The following is a 23,319-nucleotide window of genomic DNA, read 5'->3' on the forward strand; positions in this document are numbered from 1 at the left end:
ATCCGGTATTTCTGAACCGGCAGAAGTCATTGATTAAATTCACCACCCTATTCCCGCCCCGCCGCCGTTCCCTTGCGGTACGTTTACAATACGCCAACTTGGCGTAAGCCCCCCCTTTCACCATGAGTAAAGCTGCCACCCAGGCTGGCCGGCCGGAAACAGGCGGTTTTCCGGGAAAACGGAACAGGAGCATGCAGCAAACCCTGTTCCGGCATGACACGGCCTGCCCGGAAAATGAAACCGGGGATGGACATGGCCGCCAGGGACGGAAGGTTTCCCGGACACGGCGGGACTGTCCGCAGGTTCACCATGCGGGAAATTAGGGAACTGCGGAACTTCGCCCCACCCCGTCCGTTCATTAACGGCGCTATCCTGTTTTTCCCGGCGGGAGGGGAAGACACGGAAAATCCCGGGGTCCGTCCTGACAGCGTACTGACAGAAACGTCATGCCAGTCAAACAGGCTCCGTTTCCGCCTCCTGTTTCCTACCGTTTATTTCATTCCTGCCAAGTCATTTCCAGCGTTTTTCCATCATTTGAATTCCACATGAACTGACAAAATAAGACAGAACATCGTCCGGGAAGCCAGAGTCGAACTACTTACTCATAGGAAAATTCAATCCCTTCAGAAACAAGCCAATGAAAAAAAAGACCCAGCAGATGCAAGACCGGCTCGCCCCCTTCCCGGACGGGAAAGAGGCGGAACCCCATTATACGGACACCATTGATCCGGAACTGATCAAGCCGACGCCCAAACCCACTCCTCCCAACGCGGAACCTTCCGCCCCCGGCTCCATGAAAATGCCGGAAAACACCTCGGAAAAAATCAAAGACCTGGATACCATGCGCGACAACGGCATGGGAAAGCCCCTTACCACCAACCTCGGAGTAAAAATAGCCGATGATCAAAACACGCTCAAGGCAGGCAGCAGAGGCCCCTCCCTGCTGGAAGACTTTCACTTTCTGGAAAAAATGGCTCATTTTGACCAGGAGCGGATACCGGAACGAGTGGTTCACGCAAGAGGTTCCGGGGCACATGGTTATTTTCAGGTATACAAATCCCTTTCCAAGTACACCAAGGCGGCCTTTCTGCAGGATCCGTCAGAAAAAACACCAGTCTTTGTGCGTTTTTCCAACGTGCAGGGATTCCGGGGATCCCCGGATACGGTGAGGGACATCCGCGGATTCGCCACCAAATTCTATACCAGGGAGGGGAATTACGACCTGGTGGGCAACGACACGCCCGTCTTCTTTATTCAAGATTCCATCAAATTCCCGGATTTCATCCATGCCGTGAAGCCGGAACCCCACAACGAAATGCCGCAGGGGCAGACCGCCCACGACTCCTTCTGGGATTATGTCTCCCTGCAGCCGGAAACGCTGCACAACGTCATGTGGCTCATGTCCGACCGCGGCATACCCAGAAGCTACAGGACCATTGAAGGATTCGGCATCCATACGTACAAACTGGTCAACGAAGATGGGAAAAGCACCTTTGTCCGCTTCCACTGGAAACCCGTTTACGGGAAAAAATCCCTGATCTGGGACGAAGCCCAGGACCTCACCGGACGGGACCCGGACTTCCACCGCAAAGACCTCTGGCAGTCCATTGAAGGCGGAGATTACCCGGAATTTGAACTGGGCCTGCAAATCATTCCGGAAGAAGACCTGGACAAATTCGACTTCGACATCCTGGACGCCACCAAGCTCATCCCCGAAGCGCTGGTTCCCGTGGAAATCGTCGGGAAAATGGTGCTGAACCGCAACCCGGACAACTTCTTTGCAGAAACGGAACAGGTCGCCTTCTGCCCCGCCAACATCGTTCCGGGCATCGACTTCTCCGACGACCCGCTTCTTCAGGGCCGCATCTTCTCCTACAGCGACACCCAGCGCCACCGCCTGGGAGGGGCGAACTTTACGGAAATCCCCATCAACCGCCCCGTCTGCCCCTTCCACAACAACCAGAGGGACGGATTCCACCGCATGCAGATAGATACCGCTCCGGCCAACTACAATCCCAACTCCATCGGCGACAACTGGCCGCGGGAAACTCCGGAAGCCGCGGAAGACGGAGGGTTCACCACCACTCCGGAACGCGTGGAAGGAATCAAGGAACGCCTCAGGAGCCCCTCCTTTGCGGAGTATTACTCCCATCCGCGCCTGTTCTGGATGAGCCAGACGCCCGTGGAACAGGAGCACATCATCAACGCCTTCGGTTTTGAACTGAGCAAGGTGACCCGCCCCTACATCCGGGAACGCGTCGTGGACCTGCTGACGCGCATTGATCCGGACCTGGCTGGCGGAGTAGCCCGCAACCTGGGCATTGAACTGACCAGGGAACAGCTCAGCCGCGAACTGCCCAAGCCGGTCTGCGGCCTGGAAAAGGACCCGGCGCTGAGCCTGTACGCCAAGCCCGACGGCAACCTCAAGGGCATGCGCGTCTCCCTGCTGGTGGCGGACGGCGTCAGCCTGAAATCCGTGGAAGAAATCTGCGACGCCCTGCACAAGGAAGGAGTCCATCCCCAGATCATTGCCGCCCACATGGGAACCGTTAAAACGGAAGAAGGGGAAGACCTGCTGGTGGACGGCAGCCTGGCCGCCAATCTTTCCGTCCTGTTTGACTCCGTCATCGTGCCGGAAGGCGCGCAGAGCATCCAGACCCTCCTGATGGACGGGGACGCCAAATACCACCTGCGCCAGGCTTACAGGCATCTGAAGGCCATCGGCCTCCCCGGAGACGCCAGGAAAATGCTCCAGGCCGCCGCCCTGCCTGACGACATGGACGATGCCGGCCTCCTCACCCCGAAGGATACCAAGGCGCTGATGAAGCCCTTCATCACGGCGATGAAGCAGCACCGCACCTGGGCTCGCGAGCCCAAGGCGCTGGATTTCGGCGCCTGACGGGAACATTCCTCTGAACGTCACCATATGCCTGTAAGTTTAACGCTTGCAGGCATATTTTTATTAGGGAAAGTTCCTATTGATCATGCTCGCGAGCAAAAAGGTCTGGGCTGAATCACCATATCGGCAAAAATAAATTATTTGCAATTGTCGTCATTAAATTGTCAATTGTTACAGTATTCAAGAACACGCAAATTAAAAAATATTTTCAGATTAACATTATTTCTTTTCACATACATATACCTTTAATATTTTCATAATTCAATATCCGTCAAAATTTTGTATTCATGGCTCGTTGGATTAAACAGAATTAAATCCTGTGAATAACTTACTCAAGGAAGGAACAACATTCCATTCCCCTGCTCCTCAAATCCATCCTGCCAATTTTATCAATAACTCAATTGGCTGGTCTTAAAGATAAGAATTCGCCATATTGCCGTCCACAGAAACAAAAATATACCTTCTGCAAATCTGGCTGCTTGCAGAAGGTATAGGATTAAAAATCCTTTGATAAGGAAGAAGAATACTGAATATTATTTATTTCTTTTTTAATAAATTAAATGCCTGCTTAAAAATAATCATTAATGAAAAACATGAAAATAATAAACATATTCCCAGAGCCATCCAGATCCATCCCGCGATGCCTTTTGATAAAAGAGACTCGTCAGGATTATTTTCATTGACAAAAACTGGGATTTCTTTTCCAACATGCAATTTCTTATACGGAATATCAAAACTGCATCCCTGGTTACCGGTATGATACATTTTTGATTTCCATTCAAATCTTACGTCAATATCTAAATTAACATAAGTACCATGAATACCTGAACCTGCACTTTTTCTTCTATATTCGACTTGTGTAATTGTACCTTTTGTTTCCGGCCATTCTTCACTGGACCAACAGAGTCTCACTTGAGACAGCAGCCATACGAGCATATATAACATGCCTGCTGCAAAAATACTCAGCAGAAAAATAACTAAAAGTTGTTTATTATTAAATATTTTATTCATGAAATCAAGGTTACATTATTCTTAAACTCAACTCTACTTCGGCTCTTCCATATGCTTGCACACGCATGCCTGTTCCCATGCCATAGACAGCATAAGCGGATGAAGACTTTCTCGGGTCTAAAGCTTCACACCTTCCTGGTACTGAACATTTTAAAACAGGAGAATCAAAAGCAACACCAGCAGAGAATCTTCCAATGCCTCCGGAAATAAAACCGGACGCTCCTACAGTAAAAAGGAAAGAAATATCCCCATTCCCATCTGGACAGCGTTCAGGACATCCTCCCGCTCCAACGTTCGATGATCCTGTTCCATCTCCTGAATTTTCTCCTACTGGTTTTTTTGTATATGTATTATCTCCTTTTTTCTTATATACAGTTCTTGTTCCATTTCTTCTCGGTTTCTTTTCTCGTCTTGCACTAATGCCGGAATTGCCACCAATGCTCGTACCTACACCCGCCGTACCCTCTAAATAAGCGATTCCGGATGCAACTAACCCTTTCTGCCCATCACATGAACAACAAGATGAAACGACAACATCAATACCGGCGTTTACTTCCATCGTAACAAGAGGGAAAAACGGCAATGGCCATACCCCCAGACGTGTACTTTTAGCCGAATGCGTCACCTGCTTTGGAATTAGAGCAATAACAACACTTGAAAAATTATTAAAGTCCAATAATCCAAATGCATCAGTCGTGGAAATGGGACAATTACCTAATAATACATATAAATTAAATCCATCTTTTTCCTGAATGGGATCCCTGCTAATCCACCTTCCACTGAGAGGATCAAGATAACGGTAATTATAATAAACCACACCCAGTTCATCATCCATGTATTCGCAGGAAAAACGGAATTTGTTAACGTGAGCCATATCGCCTTCCTCTCTGGCAATTCCTCCAAAAGGAAGATATTCATACAAAGCTCTTCTTTCTTTTTGCTCCCCTTCGATAGCGACGACATTCTTCAATGCATCATGAATGAAATAAAAATGCTCCCTTGTTTCAGTCTCACTATTCTTCCAGCACGTCATCATTAAGAGAAATGGCGCAGTCGTCTCCGTAGGCGCCCATAGATAACTCTTCTCCAAGACTGGTTCGGGATGCAGCACATCAATCTCAGCTATTTGCACATAACCACGATACAGGTAATAGACGTGACTGATAGTTGATTCATTGAAAGTAACTTTTTTCTCGAAGCGGCGCCCCATGTAGTCATATCCGCAGATAACTACGGTCCGTCCGTCTTCACTGATAAAGCTAACAGGGCGGTTATTGGCATCATAAGTTACCTTCCAAACTCCTGTTGAAGTTTTGGTAAGGATCTGATTGCCATCTGCGTCATAGACAGGTTGAAACTTTAATTCTCCCTGCGCAATATCCGTATATTGGTTGAGGTGGTTGGTACCATATGATAATAATTCCCTTTCCAATTCCTGAGAGATTTTACGGTTACCGATGTTGTCATATTGATAGCTGCAATTTCCTTCTGCTTGAAATTGTCCATTAATCAATTCACTGCGGTTATTGTAGGTGAAGTTTCTTACCGCTATGGGTGTCTCAACATCCCAATAATCCTGATGTTGAGTGGGCCGCATCAATTCATCATACTGATAACTATAACGAGCAACCGCACTTCCATTCCTGGAATCTTCATACTCAATAGCGCTCATTAGGTTAAGAGAAGGATGATAACTATTCCTGCGAACGACGCCATTGGGATAGGACATGTTTTTAAGGAAGCCACTGGTTTTGTCATATTCCCATGTAAAGGGAGAATCAAGACCTTCCAGATTCATCCTGACTATGGCGCCTTTGTGGTCATAGTCAAGGATGGAGTGCTGGACAATGCGGGTTCCCAGCATGAAATAGTATCCGGAGGATCGTCCAAAAGAATCATACTTTTCCTGGAGACAGCTTTCCACTTTCCCCAAAGAAACATCTTGGAGCATTCTCCCATAAACGTCATAAGAGATTTCTCTGATACATGAGGCATCTGAGACAGAAATTATCTGACCAAGATGGTTATATGAATAAAGCCAAGGTTGGGTAGCATCACTATGGGAGACTGAGATGAGTTCTCCAGTGAACGGAGCATATTCATAGGTTGTTACGATACCTCTGGCTTGAGTGAGCGTTTCCAAACGGTTAAACTTGTCGTAGGTTTTGGAAATACAGGAACCGTCAGCATAGGTTTTCCTGAGTTCCAAACCAGTAGCCACATCGTAAAGCCAAGTGGTGGTATCCCCGTCGGTTCGGTTGGAAGGATTGGTGGTAATGTCCTCCTCATCCGCCCTGAAAGTGGTCAATGCAACCCTATGGTCATTGTCATCATACGCGAAACATGCAGGTTGAATGGCAGTACCGTATTCAGCCGTCTTTCTACCGCGAATGTCATAAGAATAGCACATAGTACCTCCCAATGCATTAGTGATGCAGACAGGTTCATCACAACAGACGTCATAAGAAATGGAGGTCATATTGCCTTCGGCATCCATCGTCTTGGTAGTTCGTCCGGCTACGTCGGACTCTGTGATAGCAACATTGCCTCGTGCATCGGTTCTCCTCATGGTTATTCCTGAGGAAGTGAAGAAACGTTCCTGGGAAGAATGTAAGCCTGCATGGTCATTTTGATTTATGGTAAATCCATCAACAACGAAAGACTTGGCGACAATGTCCGAAGTGGGAATCCGGTTGAACTGGATGCGTCTGGTGGGAGCGGCATATTCTGCCCACTGAACACTCAACTGACCGTAAATATCAGTGGAAACAGTCTTGCTTTCTAACATAGGGTCCGATTGTGAAAGAAGATTTTCCACGGTCTGAACAAGAGGAAATCCATTGGCATTGTAATTAGTCGTGGTATGTACCCGGTAAACTCCTTCCTCTTTGATCTGATAGCGTATGGTATTCTCCGTGATCCTGTTTTTTGTAACATCATCCGGACAAAGTTCATCCAGAAGAATAATCCGCCTCACTTCGTAGCCAGATTGGTCATAAGCAGTTATCTCAGGAGCCATATCCTCTGTCTGAATGCGTACAAGCTGACCCTTGCTATTGTAAGCATTTCTAGTGACAATGAAACCTCCCAGAGTATTGGACTGCTCCTCCCGAATAGTTTCTCCAAAACCATTTTCCAAGGTACGTGAGAGAATTACTCCTTTGGACAGAGTGGTGGTGAGAATACCCTCTTCTGTCAATTCGAGCTGTATTTCAATTTCTTGCTGTCCGTTTCCTCCCTGCCAAAGAGTAGAGCCGTCATAATAAGTTTTCGTCACAAAAATAGCCCCCGAAGGAGTGGTGACGGTTGTTGTAAGCTGATCGTTGCTGTATTCAGTTCTGGTGGTGCGACCAAGAATATCCGTTGTGGAAATAATTCTTCCCAAGTCGTCGTATTCCATATTTTCGACTGTCGACATAGCTCCTATGTCTTTTCGTATGGAAAGAATTCTTCCCGCAACATCCTTTGTGTAGGACGTGATTGTTTCAGGCGTGGTTTCCGTGGCTGAACGGATGGTTTCCACCAACTGCTTGGCCGTGTTGTAACTGTAGCTGGTTACCACACCGTCTTCGTTGGTTTCCGTCAAGGGACCGCAGCACATCCATTCCGTCGTGCTGAAGCGGCCGTTGCCCTTCGTTGTTTTGATTCGCTTGAGCTCGGCATCGTATTCATAGTCCTCCGTGGAAATCAATGACCAGTCTTCTCCCGTGTGGACATACTGCTCTTTTCTTGTGGTCGTGCCGTTTTCGGCAATGTATTGTACGGTTCTGGTGCTTTGAGCGGGAACGATGCTTCCGTTTGCCTGAACAGTTTCCGTCACCTTGTGAACACCCCCATGGTCTGTGGTGGCTTCATAGGTATAGACAGTTTGGACACCGTCAATGCCCTGGCTCATCTTCTGTCTTCCCCGGGCATAGGGATACTGTGCTGCTTCCCCATAAGTTTCTGAAATGCTTGTGTGAACCTGGTCGGAACCCAGAGCTGTTTCTGTCACCGTCGTGCGGTTGACTTCGGGGCTCTCTTCATAGGTATAGCTCCTTTGGCTTAGAACGGTTTCCGTTCCGTCCTGGGCAATGATGACTTCCCTTTCCGTTGCCGGCCTGAAATCATTGAAGCTCAGGTCTGCATAAGTGGTGCGCGTTCCCTTCTCTCCGCCTCCAGCCCACGGCGTTGCTTCCAGAATCACCCGGCCCTGGCCGTCGTACTCGTAGCGCGTGCAGCCCCCGTTGGGCTTGATTTCCAGAGACACCCGGTACTGGTCGTTGTAGGTGTAGAGCGTCGTCTGGGCCAAGGATGTATTATAGCCCTCCGTGCTGCTGATGGTCAGCCAGCCTCCGTCGGTATACTTCTTCACCGTGCGCCTGCTGCGGGAAGGCCGGGAATCATTGATGCCCCTGACCGTTTCAATCCGCTCCCACTTGGAGCCGGGCAGGGAGTTGCGTTCAATCGTGCGCACGATGCGTTCATCTCCTTCTCCCTTGATGATGCTTATTTTGTTTCCTTCCTCGCGGCGTTCGATAACCCGCGGTTCCTGCCCGGCCCGTTGATTGGTGATGTAAGTTACTTTTACGCCATCCTCCATGGAAGTTCTATAAACGGCCGTCTTGTAGGGCTCTCCGGTAACCACAAATTCCCCATCATGGGATGCAGAGACATTCCCGGGAGCGTACCACTCCAGGGCAAGACTGTTGTTTCCGGGAATGCTGCGCATCAGCCCCTGAGCCCGGGAATAGACGCTGTTGAGAGAGCCGTCCGGGTTGTAGGCCACTTGGACCTTGCGGGCATACTCCTCGGCGGTCATGACGTGTCCCGAAGAACTGGTGACCGAGACGACCTCTCCGGTAGAGGAAGAGAAGCGCAGGATCATGCCGGAAGGAAGCGTCATATCCATGTAGGACGGCATACCCTGTTGATTGGGAGTAAGGTCTTGGTTGAGCAGACGTACACGATAGTCCAGTTTTCTGGAGCTGCCGATGGGGGAAGCGTCGGAGCTTCCCGTTTCCGCCTTGAAATAAATGTGACTGCCTGAGGGGCGCTTGACGGTGACGCGCCGTTCGTCTTTGGAGAAGGAGGCACTCCATGCCATGGGGTGGTTGTAGCGCATGGAAAATCCGCTGCTGGAGCCGGGGGTAGCGGGAGTGGAAGCACGGGCCATGCGCATGAATCTGACCGGAGCGGGGGGCGTTGGTCCTGTTGGAGAGGAAAGATTGATGCATGCATTGCCCTGGCAGTCCTGTTCATCGTCGGGGTCGCCCGGAGTGGGCTGTTGCTGGACGCAGTTTTCATCGCCTTCCTCTTCACACCCTTCACAGGGACATGGACATGGTTCTTCCTCAGTGGGCGGTTCGCTGGAGGAGAAAGAGGAGTTGCTGCTGGAACTAGAGCTGGAACTAGAGCTGGAACTAGAGCTGGAACTGGAGCTGGAGCTGGAACTGGAGCTGGAGCTGGAACTGGAGCTGGAACTGGAACTGGAGCTGGAACTGGAACTGGAGCTGGAACTGGAACTGGAACTGGAACTGGAGCTGGAACTGGAGCTGGAACTGGAGCTGGAACTGGAGCTGGAACTGCTTGACTTGGGATCAAACCCAAAATCAAACCCTCCCCCTTCCGAAGAGCTGCTGGAGGTGGTCTCCTCTTCCTCGTCCCGATAAAGATTGACCAGGGTGATGACTTCCTCCCCTTCCCTATCCGGAGGAGTCGCATTGGGGTCGAGGTAGGAATTGATATCGGGCGCCTCCGCCTTGTCGGAAAGAACGGCAATGCAGAACTCCTGTCCTGAGCCCAGGGAGGCATGGTGCTCATGGACGATTCGGCACCAGTAATACCCCTGTTCCAGCACGACGCTCTCCGGCTTCACGGAAAGGTCCTTTGCTTCGCTGGTCAGTTCCACATTCTTGAAGGGAATGGCCAGGGAGATGGAGGAATCGGCGTCCAGGGAAAGGAAATAGGTACCGCGTTTCATGATCTTGAGGTACCCGGTCCATTCATGGCGAGTGTCGCCGGAAGCGGAACGTGGGGAGATGAGAACGGGGGCGGTGATGCCGTTGACGTAGAAGTCGGCCTGCGGTTGCCCATTGGCGAACATGGGAACGAAGGGATAACGGGGTTCCTGGGTAATTTGGGTATTATTCATTGTCTTGTAAATCATGTTGTTAAATGATTTGCAGACAATGTAGAACCTGTGGCACCCTCAATGAAAGACGCCTGATACGTTAAGACTTCAGTTACTTCTCATGAAATGACATTAAATCCCCCTGAAAAAACAAAATTCGTATTATGAAAGAATCTTTTCATATTAAAGTTTATTGATTTAATATGAATGACTTGCATATTCATCCTGAATACATTGGAAGAAAATTTTCAAGACAAATGTAAAAAGGAATTATACATAAAGAGACCCAAGTTTAAATATCCCTTTTCAAAACACCATGATTTCCTGATCATCTCAATTTCTTATTGAGACTGTCCTTGACCCAACAAGATAGAGCCTCTTGTTAACTCTGTTCAGAATCACCTGATATACAAGACTGCATTAAAGCAAACCCCACAAGTTTAATAACTTGTGGGGTTTATTAATGGTACAGGGAGAGGGATTCGAACCCCCGACCAACTGTGTGTAAGACAGCCGCTCTACCACTGAGCTATCCCTGCATGAGGTAGTGGAAGTATATGCCAGACGGGATGAAACGGCAAGGATAAAATGGGGAAAGAACTCCTTTTCCCATTTTTACTTCTGTAATACCGTTTGCTTCCCTTTCCTGCAAAAACGAAAATACCGCATGTCCGCACTTTTGCCCGGTCGGTCAACGGAAAACCGTCACAAAATTACCTCATCTCCGCCTGCCGGAGGGCGCGGTAATGCAGGATAATGAAGAGGACGCAAAGCACAGCTTCCGACCAATAGAAGATGTCCAGGGCATCCCGCCCGGATGTGAAGCCGTAGGAATGCAGCCCCACTCCCAGCATGTTCACGCCCCACCACGCAAAGGCGATGATGACGCCGCCAAGTACGTTGCTGAAGTGGAGAAGCCACGGAGAAAGCCACCCCGCTTTCCTGGCGTGAAGCACGGTCAGCTGCCACAGCACAATCATTAATGCTCCGTTTTCCTTGGGGTCCCACCCCCAGAAACGCCCCCAGGATTCATTGCCCCAGATGCCGCCGAAGACGGTGCCCACCAGCGTGAAGACCAGGGAGAAGCATAGGATGCCGTATGCCATGCGGTCCAGGGATTGCTCCGTTTTCCGTCCGACCAGGCGCAGGGGGGAGGCCAGCAGATATACATGGGAAAGCACGGCCGCCAGCAGTCCGGCCGCATACCCCAGGACGATGGTGATGACGTGGGTGGAAAGCAGGAAGTTGGAACGCAGGATGGCCACGAGCGGGTCCATGTGGTCCACGGCCTGGGAAGATTCATACATGATGCCCATCTGGCAGGAGAGCGCCCCCAGGATCAACCCGGCCGCCAGCACAATTCCCTTTTTGCTGAAGAGTTCCGCTACCAGCGCGCAGATCACGCCCATGCAGGCGATGAAGGCGATGGTTTCATAGGTATTGCCTACCGGGGACCTCATGGTGATCAGCACACGTATGGTCAGGGCGGCCACCAGAACGGCCGCGCCCGCCGCGCCCAGAATCCACGCCGGGCTGAAACCGCCGGGCCGCAGAAAACGCCTCCAGAACGGAGCATTCCGCATGGGGCGGAACAGCGCGCAGACCACCAGGCAGACAAAGGCGGCCACAAAGACAGCCAGGGAAACATACAGCGGGTCAAGACGGTAATAGAAAATTTCCCGGTTCAGGGCATTCCGTTCCCCGGCGGAAGCGGCTTCATTCGGCTGTACCAGCCGTTCCATCAGCAGATTTTCCGCCTTGGCGCGCAGCTCTCCGCCTTTCGGCTCTTCTTCCTCAATGGCCTTGCGCTCCATCAGGGAAGCCATGGCCAGAAAAGCTCCGGCGCCCTTCCCCGGAACGGCGGTCCACTTCTGTTCTTCATGATGTCCGGATACAGGGAACCACCGGGGAAATTCCATCCGTTCCATGGCAGAGGGGTCTTCCAGCATGATGCGGGAAGAGAGCATCCAGCCGCGCGCCACGTCAAAGTTGCGTGAAAGCGCCAGGATTTCCTTCTGCGCCTCCGTGAGCTGCGTTTCTCCCAGCATCCGTATTTCCCTCACGGCATGGGACATTTCCTCCCACTGTCCGGCAATCTGGGCATAGGAGTATTTTTTCCTTTTGTCCGCCTGGTCCGGCAGATGCAGGCGGCGCACCACTTCCTCCCGGTTGACCAGGAATACCGGGTATTGCTCCGCAAATTCCGGTCTGAACATGCAGTCCAGCATCCACTCCACCGGAGTGAGCTTTTTCCTGCCGTCCGGAGTATCTATGGAGAAGCTCCTCCTGCCCAAGGTCCGGAGCAGATGGAATCCGGCATACGTGGAGGCGGGCTTGACGCGGCCCCCATCCTGAACGGCCATGCCCTCCACCTTTTCCACCAAGGAGGAAGACCAGGGCGTATAGCGTTCCACATGGACCGTATGGACGGACGGCCTGGCCGCCAGCATGCCGACGGCAAAAATTCCGGCCACCAAAACGCAAATGCCGGCCAGACGCCAGGGTTTCCCCTGCCCGGCCCCCTCAACGTTTCCGCCGGACTGTTCCGGAACGGGCTCCTTTTCCAGCCTTTGTTCCGGCTTGCGGCGCAGGTATCTACCGAAGACCAGGGCAAAATGCCACAGCAATCCTGCGGCAATGATGTAGGAAGACCATTTGGGCATTTGTTCCAGCGGATTATGAGCGGCGCGGAGAACGGATATCAGCCTGCCCGGATGCAGGGAGTCCTGGCCCCAGCTCATCTGGTACAGAGTCCAGCCGGACACCCGCAGCGGTTCATTCATCCGGATGACGGCGTCATAATGGCCGCCGGATTCCGGGAAAATGGTGATCTGGGATTCATAGGATTTCGGCTTGGATGTTCCGGGATAGAATTCCGGAATAAAGCGGTTGAGGCGGATGTCAAAGGGAAGCTCGCGCTCATGCACGCGGTCGCCCTGCGGCAGTTCCACCTGGTCCACGGCCACAGTCATTCTGTTGCCCAGCATGATGCCGGCCAGCAGAAGAAGGATTCCGCCGTGGGCAATCAGAATGCCCGCATGCCTCCACGTCCATTTTACACGGAACATGCCGCCTATGAGCAAGTTGACGAACAGCAGGGCGCATGTAATGCCCATGCCGGGCAGCGGCAGGGAAATCAGAGAATGTTCCCCTCCCAGCGGAATGAGCACGTAAGGAGCGCCGAAGAAGGATTCTATGGCCGCCTCCGATCCCAGGGAGGGAGCGAGCCGGACCTGGTGCAAAGTGCCGGCAAACGTCAACACCAGCAGGACGAGCATCAGGGCGATTCCCAGTCCGTAACTGCCGCCGAATTTCCAGAGTTTCCGGCTATATGTCCTCCACGCCGCTTCCGTGCGTTCCCTGTCCCTGTTCATTATATGGGGTTGTCCTTATGGAAAAAAGGAGCCGATCACACGATCAGATCGTGAAACCGGCCCCAATCATGTTTCCGACTGGAAAATGATTAAAAGTTGTCTGCCAGCACTTCAAAGAATGCCTGGGGATGCACGCAGGCGGGGCATACCTTGGGAGCCGTGTCTCCGGTGTGGATGTAACCGCAATTGCGGCACTTCCACTGGGTTTCCTGCTTCTTGGCGAATACGGCGCCTTCGCGCACGTTCTCCGCCAGTTTGCGGTAACGGGCTTCATGGTGCTGTTCCACCGTGGCGATCTTGCGGAAGGTTTCCGCAATGGCGGGGAAACCTTCCCTGTCCGCCACTTCGGCAAAGGCGGGGTACATGTCCGACCACTCCTCGTGTTCTCCCGCGGCGGCGGCCAGCAGGCATTCCTCCGTGGATTCCAGGGGGGCCGTGCAAACGGTATGCGTCACTTCAATGCAGGCGTCTTTCAACAGTTTAAAGAACACTTTGGCGTGTTCCTTTTCATTGTCAGCCGTTTCCAGGAAAATGGCCGCGATCTGCTCGTAACCGGCTTTTTTGGCCACACCGGCAAAGTAGGTGTAACGGTTGCGGGCTTCGGACTCCCCGGCAAACGCCTTGAGGAGATTTTTTTCTGTTTCTGTGCCTTTGATGGATTTCATAAACTAGTCACCAATTTGTGTAAGTGGATTCATCCTACCGGGGGGATGCCAAAAGACAAGCATTTATTGAATGAATCTAAAAAATCACCTTGCCGATTTTTTCTCCGGACTTACCGCTCTCAAGGAATCCTCCAAAGTACCCGGAACGGTATCCAGATCTTTCATGATTTCATCCTGAATGGAATGAGCGCCGGGTTTTGCAGAAGGTTTGTCCGCGGGGCCCTCCGGCTCAGCGGGGCGCTCACCGGGCAGCGGCAGCAGGCCGTCGGGAGATACGGGGGGGGTGATTTCCTTTCCGGGTTCGGGAGTGTCTGTGGGCTCTTCCCCCGTTTTTCCGGAGCTTTCCGGCGCGGCCAGATTCTGGTACAGGAACACCAGGTCGCCTTTTTCCGCCGTGCCGCTGCGTATGTCCGCCGGAATGCGCGTGCGCCCCATTCTCTCTTCCGTCACGATGAGGTTGGCGACACGCCGGTTTTCCCCGGAACCGGCGGATTGGGAGATAAGCACTGTTCCCGGTTCATACACGGTACCGGCCAGGGCAATCAGCACATAGTTGTGGCGGGGGTAAACCCGCTCCACTTTTCCAACGTAAACCGGGCTTCTGCCTGCTTTTTTGACGGGCTGCACCTGCTGGGAACAGGAAGCCGCCAGCAGCATGCCTCCCAGGAGGGCGGACACGGAAAGGATTTTATTCATGACAGAGAGGAAATTAAGAAGGTTGTCCTTTATTCCACCAGCACCTTGCGCGGGCGGTTGGTGTTGTCTGCAGGAGCAATGATTCCGCGGGATTCCAGCAGGTCCATCATGCGCGCGGCGCGTCCGTAGCCGATGCTCAGGCGCCGCTGCAGGAGGGATGTGCTTACTTTGCGTTCAATAAGGGCCACTTCCAGGCATTTGGCGTAGCATTCCTCCTCCGCGTCATCCAGCGGGCTGTCCGCTCCGCCATGGGAGGCTTCGTCCAGTGTCTTCTGGACTTCTTCATGGAATTTCTGCCTGGCCTGGGACGCGCAATGGGCCACCAGGGCTTCCACCTCGTCATCGGAAATAAATGCGCCCTGGGCTCGTTCCACCTGGGCGGAACCGGGCGGCAGGTACAGAAGATCGCCCTTCCCCACCAGCTTTTCCGCCCCCTGCCTGTCCAGAATCACGCGGCTGTCCGTGCCGCTGGCTACCTGGAAGGCGATGCGCGTGGGAATATTAGCCTTGATGGTACCCGTCACCACCTGCCGCCGCGGCGTCTGCGTGGCGACAATGAGGTGAATCCCGGCAGCGCGGGCTTTCTGGGTCAGGCGGCCGATGTTGGTTTCAATGTCCGCCCCTACCGTCTGCATCAGGTCGGCAAGCTCGTCAATGATGATCACGATGTAGGGGAAGCGTTCGGGAATCACGCCGTCGTCATCCAGGTCCAGTTCGTCATCCTCTTCCGCAGGCCATTCCCCCTGGGATTCCAGCTCCCGAGCGATGGATTCCGCCAGCGCCTCGTCCACTTCTCCGGATTCCGGTTCTTCTTCCTCTTCCGCGGGCATTTCAGGCGGCCGCTTGTTGAAGGCTTCAAAATTGCGCACGCCCACCTTGGCAAAGCAGTGGTAGCGGTGCTCCATTTCATTCACGCACCAGCGCAGGGCATTCGGCACCTTTTTGGGATCCGTCACCACGGGGACGATCAAATGAGGCAGCTTGGAGTACGGCTGCATTTCCACCACCTTGGGGTCCACCAGAATCAGCCTGAGTTCATCCGGCCTGAATTTCAACAGCATGGAAGAGATGATGCTGTTGATGCACACGGATTTGCCGGAGCCCGTAGCTCCCGCCACCAGCAGGTGGGGCATGGAGGCCAGGTCCCCTATCACGGTGCGCCCATACACGTCCTTGCCCAGGGCCAGCGGAATTTTCTTTTTGGGAGAACAGAATTCGGGGTCCTGGAGCAGTTCCCGGAGCGGAACGGCCACCTTTTTGCGGTTGACGATTTCAATACCAACCGTGTCCTTGCCTGGAATGGGGGCCACGATGTTCACGCTTTCCGCTCTGGTCGCCAGCGCGATGTCCTTGGAGTACTGGTCAAACGTGTTCACGCGCACGCCGCGCGCGGGGTATACCTCATACCGGGTGATGGTCGGGCCGCGGGTGATGTCCCCCGGCGTCACATCCACGCGGAACGTCGTCAGCGTCTCAATGATTTTTTGCTGGATTTCCAGCATTTCCTCCCGGTCCGCATCCGTGGGTCCGTCCGGCTTTTCCTCATAATGCAGCAGTTCGAAACCGGGAAGCTGATAATCCTTGAATTCCTCCGTAGGCGGCGTGGCTATTTTGGCGAAAGGCTGCACCTTGGGCGCAGGCTTGATTTCCGCAGGCTCCGCCACTGTGATTTTCGGAGTCGTCGTCAGCGGCAGGTTCCCCTGCGTCCGCGAAGCGGAAGATTTTTTGGAAGATGCGGACATCCGGACAGAAGAAGCGGCGGCCACTTCATTATACAACCCTTCCAGATCATCCCCGGTACGGTGCAAGCGGGAAGAAGCCGCACGGCTCCGTCTGGCGGAAGGAGGAGAGGACAGGGCCGCATCCTGCATGCTGGCTCTCACGCGGGCTACTTCTCTGGCCAGTTGGGAGGAACGGCGTTCCATCTTTTTTTCTTTCCTGTTCATTCTCCATGAGCGGAACTCCCGGAGAACAGCGCGGAAAAGGGGACGGAGCCGCAGGCCCGCCGCATAGATCAAGGCAATGATGTATCCCAGCCCGGAAACAGCCAGAATGACAGACACTCCCGCCAAAGGAATCAGGAGATTCGTTCCGAGAAGATTGCCGACAAGGCCCCCGGCGCCCAGCACCTGATGACGCTCTACCCATTCCGCCCCCGTAACATGGCCGGCAGTCAGGAACAGGCACCCGCTCACCAGCAGAAAGACGCCACCATAGATCACACCGCGGGTCAGCTGTCCGCGGTGGGTAAAACGGTAACATCCCCACCAGGCCAGCAAAATCACCAGCATCCAGGCCATTCCCCCCAGCACCCAGTAAACGATGCCGGCGCCATACAGCCCCACCACATTCAGAAGATTGGTCGTCCCTTCCATCACCTCGCCGGACTTATTGAGATAATTCCAGCTTATTTCCCGGACGTCAAAAGTCAGCATGGAAGCCAGCAAAGCCGCTCCGGCCAGTACGGAAACAACTCCCCACGCCATTCCCATCCAAACGGGAGGATGGTCCTCTTCATGCTCAAATACATGACGCTCCTGCGCATCCAATGCCATACGTGGCATTTATATTAACAATACCGGAAGCCGAACTCAAGGCCAAACCAAGGCACCTGTTCTCTTCCTCCTGAAGATTTCTTGTCTGCCGGAAACAGCTCCATCATGAAAAAAACATGACGCATGCCCCTCCCCGAAAGTCAAAGAACACCGAGTTTTTTTCCTGTGGAATTACTCCCTCCGCGTCAAAAAACAATACAAACTCAAATTTCCCCATTCCGTTTCTATTATGCGATTGATTTTGTAAATTCAACGAAACTTTTGTAACAAAAAAATTATTATATGTAATTCACATCCGAATATAAGAAAATATTCAACGGATTGCAAATCCGGTGTCAATAGTAATCATTAAAGAAAAAATACTTATTTGACATGTCTCTGAAAATTATAAAGACAAAATTATAAAAAAATATGTTCTATTTTTGAAATAAAATATTGATAAATAACATGTTGCATAATATTTTAGTGTTCCCCATTATTTTGATAGGATTTGCAATCCGCTATTTGTGCCCTAGCCTTTATGTACATGCGTATCTGCAAACCTGTCATCAGTAGCCTGTTCGCCGGGATAGCGCTTGTCATTCTCAGCCCGCTGCTGCTAACGATATCTGTGCTTCTTCTTTTATTCACGCGAAAATCCCCCTTCTTTCTTCAAACGCGCGTTGGATATCAGGGAAAATTGTTCAAAATCATCAAATTCAAAACGATGACGGATGCGCGTGACGAATGTGGGCGCCTCCTTCCGGACAACCAGAGACTGTTCCCTCTCGGCAACTTCCTCCGCACCAATTCGCTGGATGAGCTTCCCCAACTGATCAACATCCTGAAAGGAGACATGGTCATCGTAGGCCCCCGCCCCTGGATTCCCTCCCAGATGAAAACCCTTCCTCCTCATTATTGCCGCCAGCGCTATTCCGTCCGGCCGGGCATCACCGGCATGGCTCAGATCCACGGACGCAACGGAATTCCCTTCTGCCGCCGCCTGTGCTACGACGTACTTTACGTGCGCCGCGTTTCCTTCCTGCTGGATATTTCCCTGGTCTTCCGGACAGCCCGGAAAGTCCTGGTCCGGGAAGGCATCCAGCAATGCAACGAAGCCTTCCAGAACAAACTGGGGAAAACCCTTCTGCAGAACGATCTTTCCCTCCCCTCTACCACGGAGGCGACCAGATCCTTCTAACATCCCCCCCCTTCCATTATTCCTATTATTATTTCAACTAATGAACAAACACCATCTCTTCAGCAAAGCTCTCCTGTGTTCCGTAGCCCTGGCAGGAGCCAGCCTCCTTCCTTCCTGCGTCAGCCCCAAGGAAGTCCTTTACATCCAAGACGTTTCCGACAACTCCAGGGAAAGAATCAAGGCAAACTACCAAACGACCATCCAGAAGGATGACCAGCTCTACATCGCAGTCAGCAGCAAGCAGCCGGAACTCACGGCGCCCTTCGCCATGTCTGAGATCGGCGCCACCAACAACAACAATAACAACAAGCCTAAAGGGTACCTGGTGGACGCTCAGGGCTACATTGTTCTGCCCGTCATCGGCAAGATAAAGGCCGCGGGCAAGACCTGCTCCCAGCTGGCAACCGATATTGCCGCGACTCTCAAGAATAACGACTACATCCGGGATGCCTCCGTCAACGTGCAGATCATGAATTTCAAATTCTCCGTGCTGGGAGAAGTCAACTCCCCCGGAACCTACACCATTGAAGGGCAACGCCTCACGATTCTGGAGGCCATCAGCCGGGCAGGCGACTTGAACATTGACGGCAACCGGGACGTTACGCTGATTCGAGAAACCAACGGAACCCGCCAGATCGCCAGCATTGACTTGCGTAGCAAGGATCTGTTCACCTCTCCCTATTACTACATCCAGCAGAACGACATCATTTATGTAACGCCTTCGGAACGCAAGGTCAATACGCGCAGCGACGCCGCCCAGTGGTACGGCTGGGGGCTTTCCGGACTCGGTGTCACCCTGGCCGTGATCGCTTTATGCCTATAAAGAACATCAACCAGCTCTCTCGTTAACCCCGATCATACCGGAAATAGAAATACGGAAAACAGGCCGGTTCAATCGGACCAATGCCCAAGTTTACGGGATTCTCCCCCAACATTTTTACTCTCTCTTATGATAAACCGTTCCACTCCTCCACCTCCCATTATGGAGGAGGAGGAATCAACCCTCTCCCTGGATTTAGCTCTCACCATCCTGCGCCGCTACTGGTTCATCATCATTTTGACTGCCGTAGCGGGAGGGATGCTGGCCTTTTATTTGGCGGAAAGACAAAACTACATTTACAAGAAAACGGCCAGTATCATCATGCGGGATGCAAAATCGGGAACGGATGTTTCCTCTGACCGGATCATGTCAGAACTGGGCATCGATTCCGGAGCCGCCAATCTGGCCAATGAAAGTTTCATTCTCAAATCCACCGCCGTCATGAAAAAAGTGGTGGAAGACCTCAAACTTAATACCTCTTACTGGCAGCAACAAGATTTCAGGAAAATAGAGCTTTACAACAACAGCCCCATCCTGGCCGTCTTTGAAGAAATTGGAAAACAGCGCTCCTGCTCCTTCTCCATCACTCCCCGGGGAGAGCAAAACTTCCTTCTGGCCTATACCACCAGCCAGAAAAAGACAACAACTTTAGAAGGGACATACGGACAATCCATCGCCCTTCCCTTCGCCACCGTCTCCATCCATCCTACTTCCCTGATGAGCGAGGAATGGGACGGCAAACCTATCATCATTAACCACCTTACCGTTCTGGAAACTGCCCATGGTCTCTTAAAAGACTTCTCCGTCACCAGACCGGATGTCAAGGAATCCAGCCTGCTGGAAATGACGCTTACGGCAAATAACCCGCAAAAAGCTGCCGATGTCCTCAACCAGCTGATCGCCGTTTATAACCAGGTTTCCATTGATGAAAAAAAACTGGCTGCCCAAAAGACGAAGAAATTCATTGAAGGACGCCTGGAGGAACTGGAGAAAAGCCTGAACAAGGCGGGCAAGGAACTTACGGATTTTAAAGCCAAAAACGATATCGCCGGGAACGCGGAGACCACCATAAGCGCGGACTTCAGTTCAGCCCAGGCGCTGGAAAAGGAAATTTTTGATTTGGAAACCCAGATCAAGCTGGCGGCCGTCCTGGCAGACAACCTGAAGAAAACCGTCCGCAACGATGGCCTCATCTCCGTGGATACCGGGCTGGCGGACAACGGCATTTCCCGCCAGATAGAAGGCTACAACGAAGCCTTTTTGGAATATCAGAAAATAGCGGGGAGTGCCGGATCCCAAAACCCCATCGCCGTAGGACTGCGGGAACGGATGGATTCCACCCTCACTGCCGCCAATAAAGCCCTGTCCAATTACCGCAGCAACCAAAACCTTAAACTTGAAGAACTCAAGAAAAAACGCGCGGCCATTTCGGAACGCCTGACCAAGACGGCTACCAAGGAACAGGAATTTACCCCCCTGATCCGGGAACACAAGGTCAAGGAAGAACTCTACCTCAACCTGCTGAGCAAGGAGCAGGAAAACGCCATGGCCCTGGCAGCCGCAGAATCCAGCGCCAGAGTGCTGGAAAGCGCCCACGGGTCGGATCTTCCCATCGCCCCTAAAACGGAACAATACATCGCGGCCGGCACCCTCGGCGGTGCAGCTCTGTGCTTCTTTGCCCTCCTGGGCATGGGCATGCTGAACAACAAAGTGAAAAACAAGCATGACCTGACAGGCCAAACCAGGCAGCCCATCATTGCGGAACTGCCCCGGATGAACAAAAAAGAGCGCAAAAACACCTCGCTCTTCATTAAGGAGGAACAGTCTGTGATGGCAGAATGCTTCCATATCTTGCGCAACAACGTCGATTCCCTTCTTCCCCGTCCCGATGAAGGGGGGCATGTGATTATGCTCACTTCCACCACCCCCGGGGAAGGCAAAACCTTCACCTCTGCCAACCTGGCCGCAGCCTTTGCCAAAGCCGGAAGAAAAGTCCTGCTTATTGACGGGGACTTGCGCAAATCCTCCCTCACCCGCCAGATGGGCGGTCATGGCCGGCGTGGACTCACCTCCATTCTGCTCAACCAAGTGGACGATCCTTCCCATATCATTCGTCAGGTCGGAGAAGACAACAGCCTATTCGACTTCCTGGGTACGGGCCCTGCGGCGCCCAATCCCGTCACCCTGCTCAGTCAGCCTCTCCTGGCACAGATATTGGAATGTTTCAGAAAAAAATACGATGCCGTCATCATTGACACCCCCCCTTACGGCATACTGGCAGATACAGCCATCCTTGCGGCTTTGAGCGATATCTCCCTGTATCTCATCCGCAGCGGAATGATAGATAAACGGTATTTCACCCAAATACAAAAACTGGCGGATAGCGGCAAACTGCCGAATCTCGGTTACATCATCAACGCCGTGAACTTCAAGTCCTCAAGCTACAGCTATTACGGTTATAACTACGGTCACCGGTACAGCTATGGCTCCGGCAAGGAAACCGCCGGGAAAAACTAGCAATCCTCCCTGTGGCACTCACCTGTGAAACCATGTTCCGCTACCTGTTTACCCCCAGGCATACGACTTCCAGCCTCTTCCCGGACGGCATGGACATGCATACCCATATCCTGTGGGGAGTAGACGACGGAGCATCCTCCCTGCAGGAAAGCCTGGGCATCATACGGCGTCTTAAATCCTTCGGCCTGAGGGGAGCCTACTGTACCCCACACATCAAGGCCTGTTATCCGGAAAACACGCCGGACTTCCTCCGCCGCCGCTTCGAACAACTGCTGGCCTCCGTTACAAACGAACAATTTGAACTCAAACTGGCCGCCGAATATATGCTGGACGATCGGTTTGAAGAGCAAATCAACCGATATGCCCCGCTCACATATGACGGCACTCACCTGCTTGTAGAACTGCCGCAGCACTATCTCCCCGGCACATGGAAAGACATGTTTACGGCCATTCGGGATAAAGGATATGCCCCGGTGCTGGCTCATCCGGAACGTTACGGGCGCCTCCTTCCCCAGGAAGAACTCCTGGACCTTTCACAAAAGGAAAAAGTCAAATTTCAAGGCAATGTGGGTTCCCTTGGCGGTTTTTACGGCAAATCCGCCGCCGCCAGGGCAAAAGACCTCTTCTCCGCCGGGATTTACTCCTGGTGGGGAACCGACAGCCACAGCGCCGCCATGGCAGGCCGCATGCCCCTGAAAATCTAGTACCTCCTTACTCTTCATCTCCCCCGTACCAAATCCCATGCCACACTCTGCAACCAAGGCCTCCTCAGGCAACCCGCTGCCCGCCGGCTTTTACGGCCGCTATGGCAAACGCGTCCTGGACTTCACGGTCGCGCTGCTCAGCCTGGTGTGCCTGATTCCGTTATTCGCCATCCTGGCCGTCCTGCTGGTCGTCATTCAACGGACGCCGCCCTTTTTCCTGCAAAAGCGCATCGGGCGCGGCCTCAAACCCTTTTATATCATCAAATTCAAAACCATGAAAGACACCAGGGACGCGGAGGGGCGCCTGCTGCCGGACGAACAGCGCACCACCCTTCTGGGCTCCCTGCTGCGCCGCACTTCCCTGGATGAACTGCCGGAACTCGTCAACGTCCTGCTGGGCGACATGAGCTTCATCGGACCCCGCCCGTGGATTCCGGAGCAAATGGCCATCTTTACCCCCTCTACCCGGAAAAAAAGAATGGCCCTGCACCCGGGCATCACGGGACTGGCCCAAGTCCACGGCCGCAACAACCTCACCTTCCGCCAGCGGGTGTGCTACGACCTCCGCTACAAGCGCCACCTCTCCTTCCGGTATGACCTGAACATCCTTTTTTATACCTTCTACAAGGTCATCAAAGAGGAAGGCATTCACCAGCGCCCGAACGCCCTGGGCAAACCCGCCCATACCGTAACGCCCAAAGACCCGCAGACCAGGGGGCTGCGGGGGAACAGCCGATTTTATAATGGGAGCCATCAAACGGAGACCCTTTAACGTGATTTTCCCAA

Annotated in this window: 14 protein-coding genes and 1 tRNA gene; 8 read left to right on the forward strand and 7 right to left on the reverse strand. The window is 52.7% G+C overall.

Annotated elements, in window-relative coordinates; all coding sequences use genetic code 11:
* Positions 1–637: 637 nt before the first annotated feature.
* Positions 638–2,899 (forward strand): catalase HPII, encoded by a 2,262-nt coding sequence (katE, locus tag V3C19_RS06950; protein WP_130082879.1) that lies wholly within the window; start codon positions 638–640, stop codon positions 2,897–2,899.
* Positions 2,900–3,436: 537 nt separating this feature from the next.
* Here katE and V3C19_RS06955 read toward each other — a convergent pair.
* Positions 3,437–3,910 carry a DUF3592 domain-containing protein gene (locus tag V3C19_RS06955; protein ID WP_295933441.1) on the reverse strand — a complete coding sequence of 158 codons (474 nt, stop codon included), beginning with the start codon at positions 3,908–3,910 and terminating at the stop codon, positions 3,437–3,439.
* Positions 3,911–3,920: 10 nt separating this feature from the next.
* Positions 3,921–9,014, reverse strand: coding sequence for an RHS repeat-associated core domain-containing protein (locus tag V3C19_RS06960; protein WP_330937047.1), 5,094 nt, complete (start codon positions 9,012–9,014; stop codon positions 3,921–3,923).
* On the opposite strand from V3C19_RS06960, the gene V3C19_RS06965 reads away from it, so the two are divergent.
* Together V3C19_RS06965 and V3C19_RS06970 are read left to right on the forward strand one after the other, a co-directional pair.
* On the forward strand, positions 9,013–9,561 hold the full coding sequence (locus V3C19_RS06965) for a hypothetical protein (protein ID WP_330937048.1): 549 nt from the start codon (positions 9,013–9,015) through the stop codon (positions 9,559–9,561). The genes V3C19_RS06960 and V3C19_RS06965 overlap by 2 nt on opposite strands.
* Before the next feature lie 140 nt (positions 9,562–9,701).
* Positions 9,702–10,070, forward strand: coding sequence for a hypothetical protein (locus tag V3C19_RS06970; protein WP_330937049.1), 369 nt, complete (start codon positions 9,702–9,704; stop codon positions 10,068–10,070).
* Between the two features lie 416 nt (positions 10,071–10,486).
* On the opposite strand, the gene V3C19_RS06975 is transcribed toward V3C19_RS06970, so the two are convergent.
* From V3C19_RS06975 to V3C19_RS06995, 5 genes are all read right to left on the reverse strand, one after another.
* A tRNA-Val gene (locus tag V3C19_RS06975) sits at positions 10,487–10,561 on the reverse strand.
* Between the two features lie 174 nt (positions 10,562–10,735).
* Entirely contained in the window at positions 10,736–13,396 is a 2,661-nt protein-coding gene (gene ccsA / locus V3C19_RS06980) for a cytochrome c biogenesis protein CcsA (RefSeq protein WP_295932353.1), read from the reverse strand.
* An 89-nt stretch (positions 13,397–13,485) separates the two neighbouring features.
* Positions 13,486–14,061: a rubrerythrin gene (rbr, locus tag V3C19_RS06985; protein ID WP_130084587.1), complete on the reverse strand. Its 576-nt coding sequence runs from the start codon at positions 14,059–14,061 to the stop codon at positions 13,486–13,488.
* 84 nt (positions 14,062–14,145) lie between these two features.
* Entirely contained in the window at positions 14,146–14,757 is a 612-nt protein-coding gene (locus V3C19_RS06990) for a hypothetical protein (RefSeq protein WP_302388351.1), read from the reverse strand.
* A 29-nt stretch (positions 14,758–14,786) separates the two neighbouring features.
* Entirely contained in the window at positions 14,787–17,312 is a 2,526-nt protein-coding gene (locus V3C19_RS06995; RefSeq protein ID WP_295934078.1) for a DNA translocase FtsK, read from the reverse strand.
* 526 nt (positions 17,313–17,838) lie between these two features.
* Between V3C19_RS06995 and V3C19_RS07000 the strand changes: the two genes are divergently transcribed.
* From V3C19_RS07000 to V3C19_RS07020, 5 genes are all read left to right on the forward strand, one after another.
* Entirely contained in the window at positions 17,839–18,492 is a 654-nt protein-coding gene (locus V3C19_RS07000; protein WP_295934843.1) for a sugar transferase, read from the forward strand.
* Positions 18,493–18,532: 40 nt separating this feature from the next.
* Entirely contained in the window at positions 18,533–19,315 is a 783-nt protein-coding gene (locus V3C19_RS07005) for a polysaccharide biosynthesis/export family protein (protein ID WP_295876889.1), read from the forward strand.
* A 126-nt stretch (positions 19,316–19,441) separates the two neighbouring features.
* Entirely contained in the window at positions 19,442–21,829 is a 2,388-nt protein-coding gene (locus V3C19_RS07010) for a tyrosine-protein kinase family protein (protein ID WP_295934841.1), read from the forward strand.
* 11 nt (positions 21,830–21,840) lie between these two features.
* Positions 21,841–22,533, forward strand: coding sequence for a CpsB/CapC family capsule biosynthesis tyrosine phosphatase (locus V3C19_RS07015; RefSeq protein ID WP_295876884.1), 693 nt, complete (start codon positions 21,841–21,843; stop codon positions 22,531–22,533).
* Positions 22,534–22,570: 37 nt separating this feature from the next.
* A complete protein-coding gene (locus V3C19_RS07020) occupies positions 22,571–23,305 on the forward strand; it encodes a sugar transferase (RefSeq protein WP_302389417.1) in 735 nt (244 codons plus the stop codon).
* Positions 23,306–23,319: the final 14 nt, after the last annotated feature.

Source organism: Akkermansia sp. AE01SA01 (assembly GCF_036417395.1).
Taxonomy (GTDB): Bacteria; Verrucomicrobiota; Verrucomicrobiia; order Verrucomicrobiales; family Akkermansiaceae; genus Akkermansia.

Bases quoted from the DNA above. Each gene is read 5' to 3' on its own strand.
- V3C19_RS07005 (WP_295876889.1), top strand. From the start codon at position 18,533: ATGAACAAACACCATCTCTTCAGCAAAGCTCTCCTGTGTTCCGTAGCC.
- V3C19_RS06970 (WP_330937049.1), top strand. From the start codon at position 9,702: ATGGTGCTCATGGACGATTCGGCACCAGTAATACCCCTGTTCCAGCAC.
- V3C19_RS06990 (WP_302388351.1), bottom strand. From the start codon at position 14,757: ATGAATAAAATCCTTTCCGTGTCCGCCCTCCTGGGAGGCATGCTGCTG.
- V3C19_RS06965 (WP_330937048.1), top strand. From the start codon at position 9,013: ATGGAAAATCCGCTGCTGGAGCCGGGGGTAGCGGGAGTGGAAGCACGG.
- katE (WP_130082879.1), top strand. From the start codon at position 638: ATGAAAAAAAAGACCCAGCAGATGCAAGACCGGCTCGCCCCCTTCCCG.
- V3C19_RS06955 (WP_295933441.1), bottom strand. From the start codon at position 3,910: ATGAATAAAATATTTAATAATAAACAACTTTTAGTTATTTTTCTGCTG.
- V3C19_RS07010 (WP_295934841.1), top strand. From the start codon at position 19,442: ATGATAAACCGTTCCACTCCTCCACCTCCCATTATGGAGGAGGAGGAA.
- rbr (WP_130084587.1), bottom strand. From the start codon at position 14,061: ATGAAATCCATCAAAGGCACAGAAACAGAAAAAAATCTCCTCAAGGCG.
- V3C19_RS07020 (WP_302389417.1), top strand. From the start codon at position 22,571: ATGCCACACTCTGCAACCAAGGCCTCCTCAGGCAACCCGCTGCCCGCC.
- V3C19_RS06995 (WP_295934078.1), bottom strand. From the start codon at position 17,312: ATGGCATTGGATGCGCAGGAGCGTCATGTATTTGAGCATGAAGAGGAC.
- V3C19_RS06960 (WP_330937047.1), bottom strand. From the start codon at position 9,014: ATGCGCTACAACCACCCCATGGCATGGAGTGCCTCCTTCTCCAAAGAC.
- V3C19_RS07000 (WP_295934843.1), top strand. From the start codon at position 17,839: ATGCGTATCTGCAAACCTGTCATCAGTAGCCTGTTCGCCGGGATAGCG.
- ccsA (WP_295932353.1), bottom strand. From the start codon at position 13,396: ATGAACAGGGACAGGGAACGCACGGAAGCGGCGTGGAGGACATATAGC.